At 69.7% G+C, this 22,285-nt stretch carries 8 protein-coding genes and 1 pseudogene; all 9 read right to left on the bottom strand.

The features are described from left to right. Positions 1–104: 104 nt before the first annotated feature. Positions 105–326 (bottom strand): annotated as a pseudogene (locus OVY01_RS06340) (transposase); the annotation flags it as partial. Beyond that, complete coding sequence (locus OVY01_RS06335) at positions 244–6,708, bottom strand: non-ribosomal peptide synthetase (protein ID WP_267847685.1); 6,465 nt, start codon at positions 6,706–6,708, stop codon at positions 244–246. The gene OVY01_RS06335 and the pseudogene OVY01_RS06340, both read right to left, overlap by 83 nt. Positions 6,709–6,815: 107 nt before the next feature. Further along, a complete protein-coding gene (locus OVY01_RS06330) occupies positions 6,816–7,898 on the bottom strand; it encodes a YqcI/YcgG family protein (protein ID WP_267846501.1) in 1,083 nt (360 codons plus the stop codon). Between the two features lie 212 nt (positions 7,899–8,110). Next, positions 8,111–9,541, bottom strand: coding sequence for an iron-containing redox enzyme family protein (locus OVY01_RS06325; RefSeq protein WP_267846499.1), 1,431 nt, complete (start codon positions 9,539–9,541; stop codon positions 8,111–8,113). A 384-nt stretch (positions 9,542–9,925) separates the two neighbouring features. Next, entirely contained in the window at positions 9,926–12,055 is a 2,130-nt protein-coding gene (locus OVY01_RS06320) for a TonB-dependent siderophore receptor (RefSeq protein WP_267846496.1), read from the bottom strand. Between the two features lie 529 nt (positions 12,056–12,584). Beyond that, positions 12,585–14,606, bottom strand: a complete 2,022-nt coding sequence (fhuB, locus tag OVY01_RS06315) for a Fe(3+)-hydroxamate ABC transporter permease FhuB (RefSeq protein ID WP_267846495.1) — start codon at positions 14,604–14,606, stop codon at positions 12,585–12,587. Then, positions 14,596–15,657, bottom strand: coding sequence for an ABC transporter substrate-binding protein (locus OVY01_RS06310; RefSeq protein ID WP_267846493.1), 1,062 nt, complete (start codon positions 15,655–15,657; stop codon positions 14,596–14,598). The genes fhuB and OVY01_RS06310 overlap by 11 nt, the downstream gene beginning before the upstream one ends. Beyond that, positions 15,654–16,445, bottom strand: coding sequence for an ABC transporter ATP-binding protein (locus OVY01_RS06305; RefSeq protein WP_267846492.1), 792 nt, complete (start codon positions 16,443–16,445; stop codon positions 15,654–15,656). The genes OVY01_RS06310 and OVY01_RS06305 overlap by 4 nt, the downstream gene beginning before the upstream one ends. Positions 16,446–16,493: 48 nt before the next feature. Beyond that, positions 16,494–22,223, bottom strand: coding sequence for a non-ribosomal peptide synthetase (locus tag OVY01_RS06300; protein WP_267846490.1), 5,730 nt, complete (start codon positions 22,221–22,223; stop codon positions 16,494–16,496). Positions 22,224–22,285: the final 62 nt, after the last annotated feature.

Below are 22,285 nucleotides of genomic sequence, written 5' to 3'. Positions count from 1 at the left end.
CCTGATGCTCGCCGGGATCACGCGCACCGGGGGCCTGTCAGGATTTTTGTGTGCGAGGCGAGTGAAGCTGCCCGTGGTGTTCCGGGCAGCGCATGAATCGTAAATCAGAAATAGGGTCTGGTGAAGCGCTCCTCGTACAGAATCGCGAACTGATTCATGGCGCTTTTCCAGTCGTGCGCGGCACGGCTCCAGTCGGCGGTGATATTGCGCAGGACCAGCCATAGCAGCTTGGTCGCTGCGTCGTCACTTGGGAAGTGACCGCGCGTCTTGATGATCTTGCGCAGACTGGCGTTCACACTCTCGATGGCGTTGGTGGTGTAAATCACCNCGATGCCGGTTCGCCACCGGCACGCCCACCCGGATGTCGTCCTGTCCCGTGTAGCGGTGCAGCAGTGCCTGGAACGCGGCGAGCAGCACCATGAAGGGCGTCGCCGAACTCGCCTGCGCGCGCGCCCTGAGCGCCTGCGACAACCCCGCGGGCAGCCGCACCCGATGCCGCGCCGCACGGTACGACGCGCGCGCCTGGCGCGGCGCGTCGGTGGGCAGCGCGAGCACCGGATGCGTCTCGCCCAGCGTCGCGCGCCAGTACGCGAGCTGCCGCGCTTGCTCGCCCGCTTCCAGCCAGTCGCGCTGCCACGCCGCATAGTCCGCGTACTGCACCGGCAAGGCCGCCACGCACGGCGCCCCGCCCGCGAGCGCGGCGCGATAGTGCGCCACCAGCTCCTCGAGCAGCACCTGGATCGACCAGCCGTCGGCCACGATGTGGTGCAGCGCCAGCGCCAGCAGGCAGCGCCCGCCGGCGCCCGCCGCGCTCGTCTCGTGATGCAGCGCCGCGCGCAGCAGCGGGCCCCGCTCCAGATCGAAGGGCGTGTCCGCCCAGGCACGCGTCACCGGTTCGATCTGCGCCGGCGCGAGGCGCGCCTCGCGCCAGTCCAGCCGTGCCGCCGCATCGATCCATTGCTCGACCTGCCCCGCCTCGTTCGCCACGAAGCGCGTCCTCAATACTTCATGCCGCGCGACGATCGCTTCCAGGCTCGCGCGCAGTGCCGGCGCGTCCACCGTGCCCGTCAGCCAGAGCCCCCCCGCGATGTGATACGCGCTGCTCTGCGGCGCCAACTGCCACAGGAACCACTGCCTCTGCTGTGCGTGGGAGGCCGGCGTGCGCATGCGTGCCGCCTCGGGCAGACGAATGATCGCTGCCCGCTCCGCGGCGTCCGCCCGCGCCGCAACTGCGGACGGCACCGACGGCATGGCAGGTGCGCCGCCCGACGCGGCCGGACGGGATGCGACCTGCGCCGCCAGTGCGGCCAGGGTCAAGCGCTGAAACAGCTGCTTGGGCGTAATGGACAAACCGGCCTTGCGCGCTTTCGCGACGACCTTCAGGCCGAGAATCGAATCGCCCCCGACTTCGAAGAAATTGTGGTCGCGGCGAATCGCCTCGGGCGGCACGCCGATCGCCTCCGCCCAGATTCGCGCCAGTACGGGCTCCGTCGCGCCCACCCACGCTGTGTCACCGCCCGCCGTCGCATCGCCCGCCGTCGCATCGACCGTCCTCGCATCGCCCGCCGTCGCATCGCCCACCGCTGGATCGCCCACCGCCGGATCGAGCGCCGTGACACCGACCACCGCGGTATCGGCGGCCGTGCCACCGATCGTCGTGGCATCGGCCGCCGCGGCCCGAACCGCCGCATTGGCCGCGGACGCCGCCGAAGCACGCGCCAGCAGCCCGCGCAACGCGGCGCGATCGAGCTTGCCGTTGGCATTGAGGGGCAGCGTGTCGAGCACGATCACGTCGGCCGGCACCATGTGGTCGGGCAGGCACCGGGCGGCGTAGGCAAGCACCGCATCGCGGCCCGAGCCGCCGGCCACGAAAGCCGTCAACCGCTTGCCCGCAGGCGTGTCGTGCGCGAGCACCGCGGCGTCGCGCACGCCGTCGAGGCGCCGCAGCACGCCGGCGATTTCACCCGGCTCCACCCGATAACCCCGTATCTTGACCTGATCGTCGGTGCGGCCCAGATACTCGAGCAGGCCGGTATCGTCGACACGGCCGCGATCCCCGGTGCGATAGCAGCGCGCGCCCGGTACTTCGGCGTCCGGCACGAAGCGCTCGGCCGTCAGCCCCGGCTTGCCCCAGTAGCCGCGCGCCACGCTCGTGCCGCCCACGTGGAGTTCGCCCTCCCCACCCGGGGCGACCGGCGCCATGCGCGCATCCAGCACCCGCAGCCGCACATGCGGCAGGGCCGTGCCCAATGGCAGGGCGCGGCCCGCCCCGGCATCCGCCGGGAGCGCGTACATCGCAACGCCCACCGTGGTTTCCGTCGGGCCGTAATGGTTAAAGATGCGGCACGGCGCGGCGAGCGCGCGCACCGCGTCGAGCAGTTCGGCGGAGGTACTCTCGCCGCCGAGAATCAGCGCTTCTCTCGGCAATACGTCGCGCGCACGCGCCGCCGAAAGCAGCGCGGCGAGGTGGCCGGGGACGATTTTCAGGACATCGACCCGATGCGCGGCCATGTAGTCGGCGAACCGGTCGGGGTTGAAAACGCATTCCGCGGCGAGCAGGTGCAGCGTTCGCCCCGAGCACAACGCGCCGAACAGGACGGTGTGACCCAGATCGGCGGCCGGGGTGGACACCATCGCGAACGACGCGTCGGCGCCGACGTCGAGCGTGTCGAGCATCCCCGCGACATAGTCCGCCAAGGCGCGGTGCGAGACGACCACGCCCTTCGGCGCGCCGGTGGAACCCGAGGTGTAGATCATGTAGGCGGCCTGATCGGGATGCACCGCGACGCACGGCGCGCGCGCGCCGCCATCTGGCGCGGTATCCGACGCTGAATGCGGCGCGGTACCCGCCGGGTGCCAGGCCAGCGGCAGGGTGACGATCCCATCGATCCCGGCCGGCAGAACGCCGGCATGCAACAGCACCGCCGCGCCGCTGTCGGCGAGTTGCGCCGCATTGCGCGCGACGGGTGCGTGCGGATCGAGCGGCAACCACGTGCCGCCGGCCTTGAGCACCGCCAGCATGCCGAGCACATGCTCGATCGAACGTTCGGCCAGCACGCCCACCCGGGTCTCGGCGCACACGCCACTGGCACCGAGCCGCCGCGCCAGCGCATCCGTGGCAGCGTCGAGTTCGCCGAAGGTGATGCAACGCCCGTCGTCGTGCAAGGCGACGCGCGTGGCCGCACCCGCGAGGTGGGCGCGCCAGCGTGTCAGCACATCCGCGCCCGGGCCAGGCAGCGCGCGATCCGCCGGAGCGTTGCGCGCAGGCTCCGCCTCGCCGTCCAACGTCCGTCCCGCGTGATCCACGAGCGCACGTTCGGGCGCGGCGGCCAACTGCTGCGCGAGGGCAATGAACATCGATGCCAGCCGTTCGGCGAACGCGGCGTCGAACACACCGTCGTCGTAGGCCAGCACGCAATCGATCCGCTCGCCGGTATCCGTGAAATCCAGGGCGAGATCGAAATGGGCCGCCTCGTTGGGCAAGACATGCAGACGTGCCGCGAGCGGTGCGAAACCCTGCTCGGCGAATGGGCGTTGTTCCGTCAGCTTGACCTGGAACAGCGCCTCGCTACCCAGCGCGCGCCTTGGCAGCAGCGCACTCACGAGCCGATCGAAGGCGATGTCCGAGTGGTCCTGCGCGGCCAGCACGGTGTCGCGCACCCCGGCGAGCAAGCCGGCGAAGTCGTCGTGCGACGCCATGCGGGTGCGCAGCACGTGCAGGGCGATGAAATAGCCGACCATCGACTGCGCCTCGGCGTGCTTGCGCAGCGAGATCGGCGCACCGATGCGGATATCGTCCTTGCCGCTCAGGCGTTGCAGCACCACGGCGAAGACCGCGAGCATCGCCATGAAGGGCGTGGCGCGACGTGGCGCGGCACAGCCTTTCAGGGCGGCCGCCACCGCGGGCGGCAGACAGAAGGCGTGACAGCGCTGGCGGCCGGCCGGGTCGCCCGCAGCCCCGCGACCCGGCGCGTCGAACAGCACCGCCGCCGCCGCGGGATCGCCGTCGTCGGCGAGCTGCGCGCGCCAATAGGCAAGCTGGCGCGCCTGAGCGTCGGCATCGAAGGCGGCGCTGTGCCATGCCACGAAGTCCGCGTACTGGAGCGGGCGCGCGTCGCCGGCCGCGGAGAACGCGCCCGGTGTCGCGCCGCGCGTGCCGTCCGCGCGGCCGGATGCGGCGAGCTGCGTCCGATACGACTGCGCGAGTCCGTCCAGCAGGAGGTTGACCGACCAGCCATCGGCAACGATGTGATGCAGCGAAAGCAGCAGGCGGTGCGCGTTCGCGCCCAGCACGACCAGGTGCGCGCGCATCGGGGGTCCGCGCTCGAGGTCGAATGGGGCATGCGCGGTTCGCTCCGTGATTTCCGTCAGCGCGGCGTTTTGCAAGGGAACGGAAAAGGCGTCGAGCCGCGTGAGCGCGAGCGGCACCGTCATGCCCGCGTCGACGATCTGCAAGGCTTCCCCCTCCTCGTCCTGCGCGAAGCGGGCGCGCAGGACGTCGTGCCGGCGGATCACCGCATCGAACGCGCGTTGCAGCGCCGCGGCATCCAGGGGGCCATCGATGCGAAGTTCGCCGTTCATGTTGTAGGCGGTGCTCGACGGATCCCGGTGCCACAGCAGCCAGAGGCCACGCTGCGACGCGGAAGCGCGCGAGACGCGGCGCTGCGCATCGGGCAATCGCACCAGCGTGGGCGCCGCCGGCACCGGCGCACGCGCGCGCATCGTGTCGATGCGCGCGGCCGCTTCGCCGAGCGCCGGTGCGGCGAAGACGTCGCGCACGGTGTAGTCGACCGGCCAGCGGGCCCGTACCGCCGCGGCCAGTTGCACCGCGGTGAGCGAGTCGCCGCCGTGCGCGAAGAAACTGTCGCTGGCCGCGAGCGGACTGCGCGCGTTCAGGCACGGCAGCGTCTCGCGCCACACGTCAGCCAGCGCGCGTTCCATGGGCGACAGCGGCGGCGCGTCCGGCGCATCCGCGGCGGCCTCGCCCGCCGGCGCGTCCATGCGGTGTCCCTTGATGAAATACGCGGACGCATCGAGCGAACGCGCCGACCAGCCCCGCGCGCAGGCGGCGCGCTGCACCTTGCCGCTCGACGTTTTCGGCAAGCCGCCCGGGTTGAGCAGCACGACCACGCCGGCGGGCTCGCCGCAGGCAAGCGCGACGGCCGCGGTGAGCGACGCTGCCGCGGCCTCGGGCGTCGTGCGCTGGCGGGTCGCGCGTGACAGCTCCGCGGCGATGCCGATGCCCTCCCGCCCGTCCACCTCGACGGCGAAGGCCGCGACGCGCCCGGGCCGCACGCAGGCCACCTCCCGTTCGATCGTGCGCTCCAGGTCCTGCGGATAGAGGTTGCGCCCATGCACGATCAACAGATCCTTGATGCGCCCGGCGATGTATACATCGCCCTCGTGCAGGAACCCGAGATCGCCGGTGCGCAGCCACGTCGCACCGTCGCGCCGGACGAAGGTGCGTTCGGTCGCCTCGGGCTGCCGCCAGTAGCCGGCCGCGAGGCTCGGCCCCCGGACGAGGATTTCGCCGATATGTCCGTTTTCGAGGGCGGCGCCGCTCGCGGCGTCGACGATCGCGATCGCGTGTCCGCTCGGGGGACGGCCGCACGACACCAGCGCAACGCCGTGATCATCGGCGTGGGCCCGCGACGCCTCCAGCGCCCGTGGGTCGAACGCGGGAGCGCGCACGCCCGTGCCCGCGCCGCTGACATACAGCGTCGCTTCGGCCAGTCCGTAGCAGGGAAACAGCGCCCGCGCGTCGAAGCCCGCACCGGCGAAGCGCGCGGCGAACAGATCGAGCGTGGCCTTGCGCACGGGCTCGGCGCCCGAGAACGCCACCCGCCAGCTCGACAGGTCCAGCCCGGCGCACTGCGCATCGCCAAGCCGCTCGGCGCACAGGCGGTAGGAAAAGTCGGGACCGCCGGATATCGTCCCGCGGTGGCGGGAGATCGCTTCGAGCCAGCGCACCGGACGTTCCAGAAAATACTGCGGCGACATCAGGACGAGCGGAATGCCGCTGAAGATCGGTTGCGACAACGTCCCGATCAAACCCATGTCGTGGTACAGCGGCAACCAGCTGACGAACACATCCGCCGCGCTCACCCCCAGGCCCTCGCGAATCGCCGACTCGTTCGCCCAGAGACCGCCATGCGTCACCATCACGCCCTTGGGCGCCGACGTGGAGCCGGAGGTGTATTGCAGGAAAGCGATGTCCGCAGGGGCCGCGGGGTGCGCCACGCGGGCTTCGGGTGCAATGGGCGCATCGACACCGCCCGCCTCGCCACCGATCGCATCGACCGCGCCCGTCGCACCGATCGCCAGACATTCGGCGCGTGGGGCGATGGCGGCGAATGCCGCGCCCAGCCTGTCCCGCAAAACGGCGCTGGTCACGATGAACGCGGCGTCGGCATCGTCGGCGAGCGCGCGCAGGCGCGCCAGGTGCTGCTCGCGCGGGGACTCCGGCGCATAGGCGGGAACCGCGATCGCGCCTGCATACAGACAACCGAAAAAAGCGGCCACGTAATCGATGCCGCTATCCATCATGAGCAGCACGCGCGCACCGGCCGCGCTGCCGCCGGCGCGCGCCCGCAACCCGGCCGCGAGCGCCGCGGCGCGACGTGCGACTTCCCCGTAGGTATAGCGGGTATCGCCTTGCGCATCGACGGTGATCAAGGCGACGTCGTCCGCCCGGTTGGCGGCGAGCATGCCAAGCTGCTCGATCATGTTTTCGGCCATTTCATCATCTCGTGTACGCCGCCGCGTCGCGCGCGGCGCTGCGGGCATCCCGTCACGGGACGGCCCGGGTGAATCGGTCACTCGTCGTCGTGCGGGCGATGCGCGTGCGTTCCCACGGGCGCGCGGCGCCGCTCGGCGGACGGCGGTTCCGCGCGCGCCTTGAAGGAACGGATTTCGGACGCGGCCGGCCGCCTCTGCCACCAAACGGGCGTCGCCGGCGGCAGCGGCTGTCGCGCGTCGGCACCCGGCGGCGGCGTGGCGGGAAGCGCCGCGGCCGGGACCGCCGCGCGCTCCCGGTTGTCGCGCCGCAGGCGCTTCAGAAACGGACAACGGTCCTGCGCCGGGGCATTGGCGTCGTCGAGGAAGTATTGCTTCCATTCGAGGTTGCCCGGATCGCCAAAAAATCCGAGGTCCGGATGGGCGGCGACGTCGTCCCAGGTTTCCAGGCGTTTGCGCACCTGATTGCGCGCCTCGCGGCCGATCACCTTATTGGTGATGGTGTCCACGAACACGCTGCGGGGCTGGAACAGCAGCACCATGCCGGGCCCGAGATTGCGGCTATGCCGGGCGCGGAACGACGGGCACGCGCATACCACGAAGGTTTCCACGCCCGCGAAGGAAAACTCCCAATCCTCGCTGGACGGGTCCGGTTGCGCATCCGCCCGGGGGTCGGGGTCGACATCGTGCAGATGCTGCAGGACGCGCCAGAAGCAGGCTTGATACGCGTCGTGCGAAAGCGGCTCGGCGTCCGGCTCGAAGAACACGGCGATATTGTTCTTGCGGTAACGCTCCATCGAGACCAGTTCCGCGAACGTCTGCATCGTCGCGGCCAGGTCGGCGATGTTCGGTCCTTCCACGTAGGAGTAGAACATTTCGCCGCGCTTTTCCGCCATCGTGCCGAAAAAGCACGGGTAGGCCGGGTGCATGACCTGCTGGCGCAATGTCTCGTAGGACTCGTCCAGCCAGGCGGGCGGGCGCACCGCGGCACCGGTCGCCCGCCCCTTGATGACGCGGCTTTTCCAGTCGCCGGCATCGAACTGCTCCGCCCGGGGCGACGCGCCCTGCGCGAGCGCGGGCGCACCCGACGGCGCCGCCGGGTGCGCCGTCGGGTGCATATCGCGCCGGGCCTGCTCGCCCGCGGTTTCCTCGTTTGTCAGCATCTTCAGTTTTCCTCGTTCGCCACGGGGCCGCCCGGCATCACGCGGGCGGCCATGCCGCGCCGCATGTCTCGTGCGGTATATCGGTGAAAGCGGCTTGCGGGGGAGATGACACCGCGCCCTGTCCCGGGCACTTCCTTGTCGTCGCGCGAAGCGCATGTGGGCGGCTGCCGGCCATGGCCGACCGCCGGCGCGCGCATGCCGTCGCCGTGGATTCAGACCATCGAGGGTGCGTCCAGCTCGCCGACCAGGGCCTGCACCCAGTCGTCGGGAATGATGGGCTGGTGGTACGTGCATTCGCCGGACACCACGGTCGAACCGTGCAGACGGCCGTCCGGGATGAGCACCATGTCGCCCCGGTGCATTTTCAGTTGCATGCCGACATTGCCCCAGAAAAGCATGTCGCCTTCCTGAATGGTCACCAGGCGGTGATCGTTGTGCACATGCGTGGTCGAGCACATCTCGTGGGGTTCGACGAAGGTTTCCCGATCGATCTCCGGACATTCGGCATCGATGCGCGCGCTGATGCGGTGCGCGAAATCGATGTAGTGCCGGATCGACGACAACCACAGCAGTTGCTCTCCCAGATCCCAGCGCGCGCGCTCGCACAGCCGTTCGGCGGCGCTCAGTCCGGCCGCCGCCTGCGATTGCGCCTGCGCGCCGCAGCGCGCGCCGATCGCCTCCCACGCCCGGGCAAAGCGCTCGACGAGGTCATCGCGGCCCGCACGCGCGTCGTCGGCCGGGCGCTGCGCGGGTCGCAGGTGCGCGCAGGCACGCTCGAGCGCGGCGCTGAAGGCCAGCCATTCCGCCTCGGCCGCGAACGCCGCGCCGATCAACCCGAAAGCGCGATCGGGACGACGCGCAAGCGCGTGCAGGAGATTGCATTTGGCGAGGCTGGTGGGCAGATAGAATTGCCAGTAGGCATGCTGCTGGCGGGTCACGCCGCACGCCGCGGCGACGCGCGCGTACAGTTCGGCATGCGATGCATCGCCGGCCGTTGCGGGGCGCGCGTCCGCCGGCAACGCGTCAAGCAGGCCGTTCGCCGCCGCGCGCGCGAGCGCGTGACGCTTCGACGGCGCGAGACACCAGCGTTGCACCATGATGAAACGCAACCCTTCTTCCAGATAATCGTTGCGCATCAGCCGCGCGAAAGTGGCGTCCCAGAAAGCGGCTTCGTCGTCGACGATCCGTTGCAGGCGCCGCGCCGCGGCGGACAGATCGTCGCCGCACGCGTGATCGCGCGCCAGATAGTCGAAGGCGTAGGCCTCCAGGAAGGGCGCGATCCGCGCGCCCTGGACCTGCACGTCGTCGCTGCTGAAAGCCGTGAAGCGGGCCCATTCTTCCGGCGCCGCGCTGCGCGGCAGACGCGCGGCCCCCGATTCGTAGATGGACAGCAAGGTGCGATTCGCCGCGAGCGACGGCAGGCGACTGACATTGTGCATGCGCACCGGTTTCGCGAACTTGAGAAACGCGAAATCCTCGGGGCGCAGCGCGCGGCGATGGTAATCGTCTTCCAGCACCAGTTCGCTCACCAGCGCGCTGCGAAACGGCCGGGCCGCGGCGAACTGCTGGATGAGCGCGACATAGCCCTCGCTTTGTCCGACGAACGGCGAAAAATCAAACAGCAAGGGCTGGGATGGCGTCATGGATAATTTCCTGCAAGTGGTCCGATAGGGAAACGCGCGGCGCATGTCGGGCGCACGACGGCACGGTGTCGACAGGAATGCCCCGCGAGGACGGTGCCTTTCGCGAGCAGCCGCGCAGCGATATCGACGAGAAAAAAAGCTATTTCAAATCTAAATGAGAATAATTTCTATTCACAAATTAGCGTGGAACGGTGGCCTTGTCAAGATCTCATGCCGGCGTCATGGTTATGCCGCGGGCGCCTGCCACCCGGTTCCCCCGCACCGCGTGCCGCGCCCCGCGTCCTCCCGGAAGGCCGATCGGCGCGCCGCGCCGCGAGCACGCTGCGTCGCGGCGGCCCATGTTTTCGGGATGCCCGGCGGCGCGCCGCGGATCCGCGCGACCCGTCAGAAGTCCGAACGCACCGTCAGCATGACGTTGCGACGGTCGCCGAACACGCTGTAGAAGCTGCCCGGCGGGCGCAGATAGTACCGGCGGTCGAACATATTGTTCAATTGCAGCGATGCGCTCACGTGCCGGTTGAAACGATAGCCCACCTGCGCGTTGAAAATGGCGTAGGCCCCCTGCTCGACACCCCGCGAGATGCGCGTCTGGGCCAGCATGCCGCCGCCGACGGTGAAATTGTTCAGCGGCCCCTGCGTGAACTTGTAGTTCGTCCAGAGCTTGAACAGATGTTTCGGGTCCGTACCATCCGTCAGGTCCGCCGTATCGTTTTCGTAGTGGACATTGAGATAGGTGTAGCCCGCGAAAACGTTCCAGTTGGGCAGCGGCTGGCCGGTGACTTCCAGTTCGAAACCCTGATCGCGCGCCTTGCCCGCGTCGACGTAGTAATCCGGATGATCGGGATCGCTCACCGCGCGATCGCTATCGTTGATGCGAAACAACGCGGCGGTGGCGGAGAGCCGATTGTTCAGGAAGTTGCCCTTGAGGCCCACCTCGTACTGCTCCCCCGTGCGCGGCGGCAGGCCCGCCCCGGTGTAGGTGGTGTCGGTCTGCGCGACCAGGAATCGCGAATAATTCGCATAGGCGGTCAGCGCGGGCGTGATGTCGTATACGACGCCGGCGGACGGCAGGAAACGGTGGTTCACCTGCGCCTGCGTGTCCCAGTCGCTCGCCGTCGGCAGAATGGACTGCGACGTCTGCTGCAGGAACGCTTCGCGCACGCCGAGCACCAGCGTCAGCGGCTTCGTGATGTGAATCCGCCCCTGCGCGTAGACGCCGTATTGCTCGACCCGGTTGTTCGTGCCATAGGTGAAGGGCACATCCGTCTTGGTCACCGCGTTCGGGTCGTACACGCTGTACTGCCCGTCCGCGTAAGGACCGTTCAGCGATACGTAACCGGATTGCTGGGTGTACGACTCCAGCGCGTAGTTCGCGCCGATCGTGAAGGTATCGGTCTGGCCGAACAGCTGCACGGGGCCCGACACATTGGTATCGGCGCCGAACCAGTCGTAACCGTTGCGTTGCCGCTGCTCGCCATAATAGGACAGCCCGTCGGCGGTGACGCCCTCGCCGGAATAGGCGTAATCGGCCTTGAGCAGTTCGTGCCGGTAGAACAGCGAGGTCTGCGACTTCCAGCCGTTCTCGAAACGGTGCACGAGATTGGCGTTGGCCTCCTGCAAAGAGGTATAGGAGCTGTTCCAGCTCGGGCTGAAATTACGCGAATACGATGTCGGCAGACGTCCCGTGACCGCCGTCTGGTCGCTGTTGAGCACGCCGCCCACGCCGTAATCGAGTCCCGAAATCGGATTGACCTGATAGCCCCCCGACACCGACAGCGTGGTGCGCGGCGTGAAATCGTATTCGAGCGTGCCGTACAGGGTCACTTCCTTCTTGCGGGTGCCCTCGACGGATTGCAGACCGTCGCTGCCCACCAGCACCGCGCGGCCGCGCAGCGAGCCGTCCTTGTTCAACGGGCCGGTGACGTCCACCATCTGACGCGCGCTGCCGAACGAATCGATCTGGGTTTCGGTGGAGACGTGGAAGGTATCCAGCGCACGCTTGCGCACCAGGTTGACCGTGCCGCCGGGGTCGCCCGCGCCGTCCAGCACGCCCGAGGGACCGCGCAACACCTCGATGCGGTCATAGATCGCCAGATCGAATTGCTGCAGGTATTGCAGGCCGCTGCCCATGGAGACGCCATCGAACTCGACGCCCAGAAGGTTGCCGCGCGCCTTGAAATACGCCGTCCCGTCGCCGTAGTCGATCGACTCGACTCCCGTCACGTAACGCAGCGCATCCTGAATGGTCGTCACGTTCTGGTCGTCCATCCGGTCCCGCGTCACCACGGACACCGAATTGGGCACTTCCTTGAGCGTCTGCACCGTCTTGCCGGCCACCGTCGCGGTGCGTGCGGCGTACGATCCCGCGCCTTCGGTCGTCGCGTCCGGTGTCGCGGTCACCTCGACGGTCGGCAAGGCGCCTTGCTGAGTCGCGCCGGAGGCGGTCTGCGCGTTCGCGGGCGTGATGCCGATGGCGAACAGCGCGACGGCCAGCGGCGTGAGCTTCAGAGACATTGCCGCCGTGGATGACGACCGCCCGCTGCGGCTCGATTGCGTATTTTTAGTCATTGCGGCCGAAATTTCCCATGTTTTTCATGGCCTGCATGGATCGCCGAGAAAAGCGATCAATCAGGTATGCTTAATTAAACCGATGGTTTTCTGGAAGCCGCGCGCCCGAGGAAACTGCCGGCGGCGCACAGCGCGATCCATCGCGCCGGACTGCTTTGCAAAGTCGCGCGGGAGGCGTGGCGTGAGAAATACTACACGATAATGATTCTCATTTCCAACACATTCGAAAAATGGCGGCAGCAAGCCCTCGCTACGGGAGGCACGGGCAGGAAAACGATATGTGGCAATTGCTTGGAAGCCTTCAGGCTGCACGTAGGGGACCCGTTACCGGTCAAACCGGCTTTCCGACACGGCTCAACCATCCGCGGCGCGGCGCATGTCGCAACCGGCCCCGCTTGCAGCTTCCCGCTTCCCGCTTCCCGCTTCCCGCTTCCCGCTTCCCGCTTCCCGCTTGCAGCTTGCAGCTTGCAGCGTATCAGCGCCGGCCCGCGCGCAGCATCAGGAACACGAGGTACGCGCCCCCCAGCAGGGTGGCCACCAGCCCGGCCGGCATCTCCTGCGGAAACATGACCTGCCGGCCCAGCCAATCGGAAAAGCCCATCAGCAAGCCGCCGAACAGCGCGCCCACGATCAACTGCGCGCGCGGCTGCCGCGCGCCGATGTAACGGGCGACGTGCGGCGCCACCAGGCCGACGAACGAAAGCGGCCCCACGATCAATGTCGAGGCGGCCGTCAGCACCGAGGCGAACAGAAGAATGACGAAACGCGCGCGGGCAACCGGTACGCCCAGACCGGCGGCGATGGCCGGGCCGAGGGAAAGCGTCTCGAGCCAGCGATGCAACAGCGGCCCCAGCACGAGCGCGGCCAGGGCCAGCGCCCCCGCCGTGTACGCAGCCGTGGGTTCGACGTAATACGTCGAACCGATCACGAAATTCATCATCAATCCGGCGCGCGGATCCCCGCTCGCCAGCCATGCGCTGACCAGCGCCTGGAACAAGGCACTGATCGCCACGCCGATCAGCAGCAGGCGTTGCGGCGCGAACGACGCGCGCGCGCCGATCGACAGCAGCACGCCGAGCGTCGCGATCGCGCCCGCCAGGCAACCGACGAACAGCGCGAGCGCGGTGGGCGCAAAGCCCGCGAACAGCACGACGACGATGCCCAGTGCGCCTCCCGAACTGACGCCGAGCAGATCCGGACTCGCCATCGGGTTGCGCGTCACGCGCTGGATGAGCGTGCCCGCGATCGACAACAGTACGCCCGCGCTCATCGCCGCGACGAGGTGCGGGAAACGCCAGAAAAACAGCGCCCGCGTCTGCGCGCCGTCGGCGATGTGCCATCCCGTCAGTCCGCGCGACACGCCGAAACTCAACGCCACGACCCCCACCAGCCCCACGATGGCGAACGGCAGACGGCGCCCCAGAGACGCGGAGGACACCGCCGCGACGGCCGGCGCATGCAGATCGGGCTGACTGCGCAGGCGCGGCAGCAGGAACAGCAGCAGCGGCACGCCCAGCAAAGAGGTCACGGTGCCGGTTGCCACCAGATTCGCCGAGAACAGCGGCCAGGACGCCAGGGCCTGTACCAGTTGATCCGTCAGCCACAGTAGCACGGCACCCAGGCAGGGCGCCCCGATCAGGCGTTGTCCCAGGCGCCGGGCGCCCGCCAGCCGCGCGATCGTGGGCGCGGCCAGGCCGACGAAGCCGATGACACCCACCGCCGCGACGACGCACGCGGTGAGCGCCACCGCGATCGCGAGCGCCGCAAGGCGGGTGCGCTCCAGATGGATGCCGAGGCTGCGCACCGTGGCGTCGCCCGCTTCGAAAACCCGCAACGACCGGCGCAGGAGGAGCGTCGCCGCGACGCACGCCAGCAACTGCGCGAACAGGTGCCGGCTGTCCCCCCAACCCGTCTGATCGAGCATCCCGCCGCCCCACATCATCAGCCCGCGCAGCAGATCGAAATGCGACAGGGTGATTGCCAGGCTGATCGCGCCGCAGTACAGATTCACGATCATTCCCGCCAGGATCACCGCGAGCGAGGACATGCGCGCGCGCCAGGCGAGGCCGAAAACCATCGTCATCGCCAGCGCCCCGCCCGCGAGGGCGACCGCGACGCGGCCCGACGCCAGCCAGGCGGGCGCCCAGAGTTCCGCGAGCATGAGCGCCAGATACGCGCCGGGAAAAATCCCCAGGGTCATCGGTTCGGCCAGCGGATTGCGCAGGACCTGCTGCGCCAGCGTGCCGGCCAACGCGAGCGCCGCGCCGCAAAGCAGCGTCATCGCGGTGCGCGGCAGCAGGCTGTCGCGCACCAGCACCTCCCGCAGGTTCGTGCGGTCCGGGGCGAACAGCGTCGTCCAGAGCGAAGCGTCGCCCAGCTGCGCATGCACCCCCTGGATCGTCAGTATCAATGCCGCCACGCCAAGCGCGCCGACCAGCCAGAAGAGCGGATAGCGGGCGCGCCCGAGCCCCGACAAGGTAGGGAGATCAGGCGTCACGGCCGCCTCCGTTCGCGAGGCTACCCAGCGCGGCTTCCACCGCGATCGCGAAACGCTGCATCGATACCAGTCCTCCATAGGGCGCGATCACGGGCAGGTTCGCCACGCGCCGCCGGCGCACCGCGGGCAGCGCCTGCCAGATCGCATTTTTTTCCAGCATCGCGCGCATCGGCGGCGCAACGGGGCCCACCAGCAGAAGGCTCGCTTGCGGCGCCGCGGCCAGGCGCTGCAGCGGCACGAGCGCCGCGCCCGCCTGGGTGGCCCAGCCGCCGTCGCCGGTGCGCGGATGCGCGGCGTTGGCGACGCCGAGCTGCGTCAACATGTCGTCGAACAGGCTTCCCGCGCCGTAGACGCGCAGGTGCCGGTCGTCGACCAGTTCCGCGACGAGCACCGGCGCGGCAAGCCAGCCGGCCCGCGCCGCCAACCGGGCGCGCACCGCCTGCGTCGTGCGCCGGGCCTCGTCGATCAGGGCGAGCGCGCGCCCCGCTACCCCCAGGCGCGTCGCCATGATCACGGTTTCCTCGCACAGCGCGCGATAGGGCGTGGGACTCGACATGTACATACTGAGCGTGAGGGTGGGCGCGAGCCGCGCGAGCCAGTGCCGCGCGGACGCGTGGCCGGGCGTGATCACGAACAAGTCGGGCGCGAGTTCGAGCAGCAGATCGAAATTGGGCTGGTACAGCAGGCCGACATCCACGACGCTCGCGGGCAGCGTGGGCGTGACGATCGTGTCGCGATACCACTGCGGCAACGCGGTGCCGATCGGCGTCACGCCGAGCGCGAGCAGCGTCTCGGTCAGTTCCCAGTTCAGCGTGATCACGCGCCGCGGCGGTGTCGGTGGCGATGTCGGGGGCGATGTCGGGGGCGATGTCGGGGGTGCCGCGGCGCCCGGCGGCGCGGTGCCGATGTCGGCCGCGGCCGCCCCTGCGGACAGGCCCCATGCCGTTGCCCAGGCCAGGGCGCCCGCCCGCTTGATCAAGGCGCGCCGCGCGGGCCGCGCCGGCGCGCGCGCGGCATCCGCACGCCGCGAACAGCCCTCGTCCGCGCTCATTGGGGAAAACCGATGACGTGGCCGTGGTGCGGATCGCGCATCACGCCCATCGGCACGCCGTAAATCGCCTCGAGGCTGTCGGCACGCATGATGACGGCCGGCGCATCCTGCATCAGCACGCGGCCGTTGCGCAATGCGATCAGTTGCGTGCAAAACCGCGCCGCCATATTGACATCGTGCAGCACGATGACGGCCGTCATGCCCCGCTCCTCGCAGAGCCGGCGGACCAGCCCCAGCACCTCGAGCTGATGACCGATATCCAGCGCCGAGGTCGGTTCATCGAGCAGGAGGCAGCGGCTGTTCTGCGCGATCAGCATCGCCAGCCAGACGCGCTGCCGCTCACCTCCGGAGAGCGTGTCGACCGGGCGCCGGGCGTGGTGCGCGACGTCGGTCCAGGCCATGGCCTCGGCCACGCGCTCGCGGTCCTCGGCCGTGACGCGGCCGAGCGCGCCCTGCCAGGGATACCGCCCCAACGCCACCAGTTCGTGCACCAGCAGACCATCGGTAGCAGGAGCATATTGCGGCAGATGCGCCACCTGCTGCGCGAAACGACGCGCGGACCAGTCGGCAAGCGGCACGCCTTCGTAGTCCAGCGTGCCCGCCGTGGGTGCCTGCAAACGCGCGAGCAGGCGCATCAGCGACGTTTTGCCCGACCCGTTGTGGCCGATCAGCCCGCATACCTGCCCGGCGGGAATGGCCAGCGAGATGGCGTGCAGCAAGGGTTTGCCGTCGATCGCGAAATCGACGTCCCGTAGCCGGAAAAGCGTAGGACTGCCGGATGCATGCATGACGAAGCGGTGTCTTGTCCTGGATCGATGGGGAACGGCGGCCACGCGCTACGCCCGTAAAGCGCGCAGCCGCTGCCGCACGCTCTGGTGCAACTGCGCATGATGCACGATTCCGGCATGGGTCGCATCGATATCGACCTCCGTCACCGGCGCGCTCGTATACAGACGCCAATCGCGCTCACGCGCCGCCGACGCGTCACGGGCCGCGCGCCAGAATGCGATGGGTACGTCCAGATGCGGCAGGTCATGCGCGATGCGCAGGCGGTAGTGCAACGCGTCGAGCGCGGCCGCGCGGTCGAATAACGGGCGCAGCAAAAGCGCGTCCGTTTGTGCGTCGAGCCAACGGGACAGCGCGGCGTTCGCGGGCGACGCCACCGTCGTCTCGCCGGTGCGCGTCGCGGTATCGAGCAACCCCAGAAAATCGACGACATGGCCGCGCGCGCGCAGCAAGGCGGCCACGGCCACGGCCAGTCGTCCACCGAACGACCAACCCAGCAGGCGAAACGGCCCGCCTGGCTGCGTGGCGAGCAGGCGGCCGACGCAGGCCGTGGCAAGCGCCTCGAACGACGTGGGCGCGGCGCCGTCGTCATAGTCCGGATCGGCGAAACCGGGCGAGCGCAAGGCCACGACGGATGCCACGCCTTGCAATGCGGCGGCGAGGAAGCGGTATTCGCCGACCAGCCCGAAACCGGGATGGAAGCAGAACAGCGTGATGGGCGCGCCGCCCGCATTGAGCGGCTGCCTGTGCGGATCGTCATTCGGACATAGCCTCGCTTCGGTATGAAAACGGTCGCGCCACAGGACGAACGCTTCCTCGTCGGCCTGGCCGGCCGGCGCGGGCAGGCCGGGCACGAGTTGTTCGTAGAGGGGACGCAACGGCGCGCCGGGGTCGCCGGGGAAGGCGCCGGCAGAGGCGGCGGCCGCAACAGCGGCACCAGCGGCACCAGCGGCACCAGCGACAGTGACAGCACCAGCGGCAGTGGCGGCACCAGCACCACCAGCGACGGCGGCGCCGACGACAACGGGCACGTCGCGACGCGCGCGGACGGCGTCGCGCGCGCCACGACTCAGCGCGCGAACCTGCTGCTCGAAGGTTGCGACGAGGCGCGCCAGCATGGGTACGTCGATCTGCGCGGCGGCCTGCCAATCCACTTTCAATTGCCCCGCCACGATGAGTCCGTTCAGGTCGAGCCAATGCACCGCATCCGCGGCGACGCTGCCGCGGGTGCCATCGCCGCTGTCCTCGGACGCGAAAGCGAAGCGCCCGGCGCCCAGCCGTTCCTCGAAGCGGCCCAGGTAGTTGAAGCCGATCGTGCTTTCCGGCAACGCGGCGAACGCGGCGCGCGACGAGGCCGACGCCGCGTAGCGCAACAGATTGAAATGCAGGCCGTGCGCAGGCACCGCGCGCAGCGTTTTCGAGATCGCCCGGCGGGTGGCCTCGGGCGTCGCGGCGGCCTCGAACCGTAATGGAAACTGGGTGGTGAACCAGCCCACGGTGCGACTCAAGTCCACGCCCGCCAGTACGTCTTCGCGACCATGTCCTTCCAACTCCACGATCACGGGCAACCGCGGCAGGTGCGCGGCGCACGCATGGGTCAGTGCCGCGAGCAGCACCTCGTCGATACGCACGCCGGAGTCCGTCAGTTCCCGGGTCGCGTCCGCATCGAGCGTCCATGCGCGGTGATGGGGCGGCAGGACCGCACGCGTCGCTCCCGTCGCTCCCGTCGCTCCCGTCGCTGTCGGCGCTCCCGTCGCTGTCGGCGCTGCGGTCGCTGTCTCCGTCGTCGCCGCGCCCGCACCCGCGCCCATGCCCGGATTACCCAGGGGCGCGCCACGCAACTGCGCTTGCCACCAGGCGATTTCGCTCAGACGCTCCGGCAAGCCCGCGTAGTGTTCGATCTGGCGCGTCCAGTCCGACCACGACATGGGGGGCGGCACCCCGCCCGCTCGCGCGCCGGGGCGCTGCGCGGCGTCGTAGGCCGTCAACAGATCGTCCAGCAGGATCCGCCAGGACACGCCATCCACCACCAGATGATGCAGCACGAGCAACAGACGCGCGCCATCCGGCATGGCGACGCAGGCGACGCGCAACAGCGGTCCGGCGCCCAGATCCAGGCTGTCGTGCATACGCTCCACCAGCGCGGCGAGCGCGGCTTCCGGATTCCCGGAGGCGCGCAGATCGTCGACATGCAGCGCATCGGCGGCCATGCGCGGTGCGGGCGGCTCGATCGTTTGCGTCCATGCGCCGGTATGCGGGTCATGCCGAAACCGCGCGCGCAGCGCGTCGTGCGTCTCCAGCACGCCCGCGAGCGCCAAGGTCAGGGCCGCCGAATCGATACCGTCCCGGCTGCGCAGCAACACGGCCTGGTTCCAGCGCCGCGGCGGGTTCGCGAAGCGCTCGAAAAATCCGCGCTGCATGGGCGCGAGCGGAATAGCGAACGGCGCGCGCGGGTGCGCCGCGCCCGCGCGCGCCGCGCCGGCCGCCTGCGCCACCCGGGCAAGCGCGCGGACGGTGGGATGTTCGAACACCTGCCGCGCCGAGACGATCCAGCCCGCGGCACGCGCCTGGGCGATCACCCGCAAACTCGATATCGAATCGCCGCCCAGCGCGAAGAAGTCGTCGGTGACGCCCACTTCGGAGCGTCCCAACACCGTTTGCCATACCGTCAGCAGCGCCGTTTCCACCGCGCCCCGTGGCGGCGCCGACGCGATTTCCAGTGCATCGTCCGGCTCGGGCAGCGCACGCCGGTCCAGCTTGCCGTTGGGCAGCACCGGCAGGGCGGGAAGCGCCATGTACACCGCCGGCACGTGCGACGCCGGCAGCGTGGCGGCCAGGGCGTCGCGCAACGCATCGGCCCGGGCGTTGCCGGTGAAATACGCGACCAGACGTTGGCGCGCGCCCGCGCCGCGCAATTCGACGACCGCCTCGCGCACCGCCGCCTGCCGGCGCAAGGCGATTTCGATCTCGCCCAGCTCGATGCGATGACCGCGCAGCTTGACCTGATGATCGATCCGTCCCAGGAAATCGATCGTGCCGTCGGCGCGCGCCCGGCACAAGTCGCCGCTTCGATACAGACGCGCGCCGGGCAGCCCGCAGGGGTCGGGAACGAAACTCGCCGCCGTCAGACCCGGCCGCCCCAGATAACCCTGCGCCAGCGTGGCGCCGCCGATGCACAACTCGCCCGCGACGCCCACCGGCGCGGGGTTGCCGTCGACATCGGCGACGTACGCGTGACGCGACCCGTAGCAGCGCCCGATGGCGACCACCGCATGGCCGCCATCGGCGACTCCGACCGGATGATGCAGCGCGGCGAGCGTGGTTTCGGTAGGCCCATACAGGTTGTCGACCGCGACATGCGCCAGCGGCCCGTCGAACCATCGCTGCACGGCGTCGCCCGGCAACGCTTCGCCGCCCACGGTGATCTGCCGCAACGCGAGGCCGGCCGCATCGGGCAACGCGACGCGCCATTGCTGCCACAGCGCGGTGGGGATGCGCGCGAAGCTCACGCGCTCTTCGGCGAGCGTGCGGTTCAGCGTTGCGAGTTCCCACGCGGCCGGGCCGCGCATGATCACGCGCGCGCCCACCATCAGCGCCGGCAGCAATTCGTGCAGCGCGACGTCGAAATTGATGGTGGACGATTGCAGGACGACATCCGTGGCGGCGATGGCGTGATCGCGCAGGAAGTCGTCCAGGTGCAGGCGCAGCGCACGATGCGAAATGGCGACGCCCTTGGGCGTGCCGGTCGAGCCGGACGTGTAGATGACGTACGCCAGCGCATCGGCATGCACCGGCCGTGCCCCGGTCGGGCCGCAGGGGCCGGTCGCGGGCACAGCCGCCGTGCGCAGGCGCGACGCGAGGACCGGGCGCCACGCCGCGCAGAGCGCCTGGCAACGCGGCGCCGTTATCTCGTCCACCACGACGCGCGCGATGCCCGCGTCGTCGCTCATCGCACGCAGGCGCGCCTCGGGATACGCGGGGTCCAGCGGCACGAAGGCGCCCCCCGCCTTCAGCACGCCGAGCAGCGCCGCCGGCAAGGCCGGCGAGCGCTCGAGCAGCAGACCCACCCGCTCGCCCGCCACCAGACCGTCCGCGCGCAGCGCGCGCGCAATGCGCTCGGCCCATTCGTCGAGCTCGGCATAGGTCAGGGCCGCTCCCTCGCAGCGCAGCGCGACACGCGACGCGCTGCGAAGGGCCTGCGCGGCGACGCAGTCGTGCACCGGTGAAAAGAGCGGCGGAGACAGGTCGCGACGCACCGCAGACACCTCCGTATGCCCCGTGAGGGCACCCAGCGGGCATGCCGGCATCTGCGCGATGCGTTCGAGAAGATGGACGTAGTCGTCCAGCATGCGCTGCGCGGTGGCTTCGACGAAGCGGTCGCGCGAATAGGTCAGCGCGAGCGCAAGCGCTTCTCCCGCGCCCGCGTCCGCGACGTTCAGCGCCAGATCGAAACGCGCCGTCGGCGTCGCGTCCGCGATCGGCTCGGCGTTCAACCCGCCTGCCCCGCCCGTTCCCCCCGCGCCGGATCCGGCGGATTGTCCCGCGTCCGCCGCCGCCAGATCGAACATCACCTGAAACAACGGCGAGCTGTCGGCGCGGCGCGCGATACCCAGCGCGTCCACCAGCCGGGAGAACGGCACGTCCCGGTTCGCCTGCGCGGCCAGCACGCGCGCGTGCAGGGCGCGCACGAACGCCGCGAAAGGCTGCGCGCCATCGAGGTCGGCCCGCACGATCAGCGTATTGACGAAAAACCCGATCAGCTCCTCGCTCACGCGCCGCTCGCGCCCCGCCGCCGGCACGCCGGTCACGACGGTGCGCTGTCCCGAATAACGGCCCAGCAGCACATCGAAGGCGGCGAGCAATACGGTGAACAAGGTGGTGTGGCCATCGCTCGCGATGCGGCGCAAACGCTCGGCGAGCGCGGGCGAAACCGCACGCCGCGCGCGCGCGCCGCGATGCGAGCGCTCACGCGGCGGCGCGACGTCGCGCGGCAGCGTGATGGTCTCGGGCGCGCCCTCGAGCTGACCGCGCCAGTAGGCGATCTGCGCATCCAGGGCTTCCGGCGTCGACCATTCCCGATGCCACAATGCCAGATCCGCGAACTGCACGGGCAGTGGTGGCAACGCGGCGCCATTGCCATGGTAAAACGCCAGCAAGTCGCGCAGCAGCACTTTCATGGACCAGGCGTCGGCGACGATATGATGCACGACGATCTGCAGGACATGCGTCCGCGCACCGGTATCGAACAACGTCACCCGCAGCAGGGGACCGTTCACCAGATCGAAGGGCTCGCACGCGCTGGCATGCAGCGCCGCTTCAAGCGCCTCTGGCGTTTCAAGCGCCGCGTGCCCGGCACCGGCCTCGCGCCGGACGAAGCCACAGGTCGCATCCGGCGCCGGAATCTGCATCGGTACGCCATCCACCGCTTCGAAACGCAGCCGCAGCGCTTCGTGTCGCGCGAGCAACTGCGCCAGCCCCCGCTGCAGGGCGGCCAGATCCAGGGTGCCCGCGAGACGCAGCGTTTGCGCGAGGTGGTACCCCGCATGCGACGGGTCCAGACACCACAGGAACCACAACCGCTCCTGCGCGGGCAGCAAGGGAAAACGGACGGGCCGCGGCACGATCGGAACGACCGGCAACGCCGTGGTGTCGAGCCCCTGCGCATGGGCGCGGGTGCGAAACAGTGCCCGGCGCTCCGGCGGCAATCCCGCGTACTGCTGCGCGAGCCGCAAGGCATCGGGCCGCTCGCGCACGGCCGGGGAGTCTGGCATCGGATTCATCGTATTCATTCTTTCTGCGCGACAGGGCACGCGTCATCGGGACCCGAGCCGGCCGTTGGGAC

Source organism: Robbsia betulipollinis (assembly GCF_026624755.1).
In the GTDB taxonomy this organism is placed as follows: Bacteria; Pseudomonadota; Gammaproteobacteria; order Burkholderiales; family Burkholderiaceae; genus Robbsia; species Robbsia betulipollinis.
The sequence above is the reverse complement of the archived record's forward strand: the minus strand, read 5'-3'. Positions and strand labels throughout refer to the sequence as shown.